The 881-nt window shown below is 67.1% G+C and carries 2 protein-coding genes and 1 pseudogene; all 3 read right to left on the bottom strand.

The window, feature by feature from the left end; translation table 11 throughout:
* Window positions 1–325 (bottom strand): HNH endonuclease signature motif containing protein (locus PYV61_RS25970; protein WP_275836787.1); only part of this gene is annotated, 325 nt, incomplete at its 3' end.
* A complete protein-coding gene (locus PYV61_RS25965; RefSeq protein WP_275836786.1) occupies window positions 318–521 on the bottom strand; it encodes a hypothetical protein in 204 nt (67 codons plus the stop codon). The genes PYV61_RS25965 and PYV61_RS25970, both read right to left, overlap by 8 nt.
* Window positions 521–881 (bottom strand): annotated as a pseudogene (locus PYV61_RS25960) (hypothetical protein); the annotation flags it as partial. The gene PYV61_RS25965 and the pseudogene PYV61_RS25960, both read right to left, overlap by 1 nt.

Genomic DNA, 881 nt, shown 5'->3' with positions numbered 1-881 from the left:
CCTGACCGGTTTCGCTTGACACCCGCGAGGCGTTCCAAGGGTGATTCGGGCTGGTCGGCCGACCCGATTCGGAGATGCCGCGAGCGCCGCGCGCGACCTGCTGGTCGAACTGCTCGGCCGTGACTTCGCGGTGGTGCGGCCCGCACAGGTTGCGGGTATTGCTGTCGACGTCCTCACCGCCCTTGGCGAGCGGCACGATATGGTCGACGAACTTGGCCTCCTCAACGCGCCCCTCATCGGTGCACATTTCGCACAGGCCGTTGGTGCGCTTCAGACGCCGCAGCCGCTGGCGCTGGCCAGCTCGGCCGCGGAGGCGTTCACCCACGACGAAGCTTCTCGATCGCCGCGTCGAGGCTGGTCCGAATGCGGAGCTGCAGACGCAGCCCCCGCGCGTCATGCTTCGCCTCCTCGCCCTCGAGCAGCAGCTTGTGCACCTCGGCCAGCCAGGCCTTGTTGACGGTGACGCGCGCGGTTGGTTCGCCCTGGGCGGCCTTGGCGAGCTGGGCCATGTTGATGGCCATCAGCTAGCCGGGGCGATCGTGCCGCCCTGCTCCATGCGCTTGATGAAGAACTGGTCGCCCGAGCCCACCTTGAAGCCGAGCTCGGTCAAGGCCGCCTTGGTCTTGCCCTTCCCCTGGAGCAACTTCTTCAGGGCAGCCTTGTCCAGGCTGTAGCTGACGCTCAATGTCAGCCGACCGAGCTTAGCCTGCTGCAGCGCGTCGACGGCCTTCGCATCCTTGTCGAAGCCATGCTCGAGCTTGCCGCCAGCACGCTCGCCGAACTCGCATCCGCCCAGCTGCATCGACTTGCGACCCTTCGGCAGCAGGGCGCGGCCTGAGGTGCCGAACCATGGCTCGAGCTTGCCGGAGATCTGGTCCATC

Source organism: Roseisolibacter sp. H3M3-2, from assembly GCF_029211165.1.
Classification (GTDB): domain Bacteria; phylum Gemmatimonadota; class Gemmatimonadetes; order Gemmatimonadales; family Gemmatimonadaceae; genus Roseisolibacter.
The sequence above is the reverse complement of the archived record's forward strand: the minus strand, read 5'-3'. Positions and strand labels throughout refer to the sequence as shown.

Excerpts from the sequence above, each read along its gene's own strand:
- PYV61_RS25965 (WP_275836786.1), bottom strand. The coding sequence starts at position 521 with ATGGCCATCAACATGGCCCAGCTCGCCAAGGCCGCCCAGGGCGAACCA.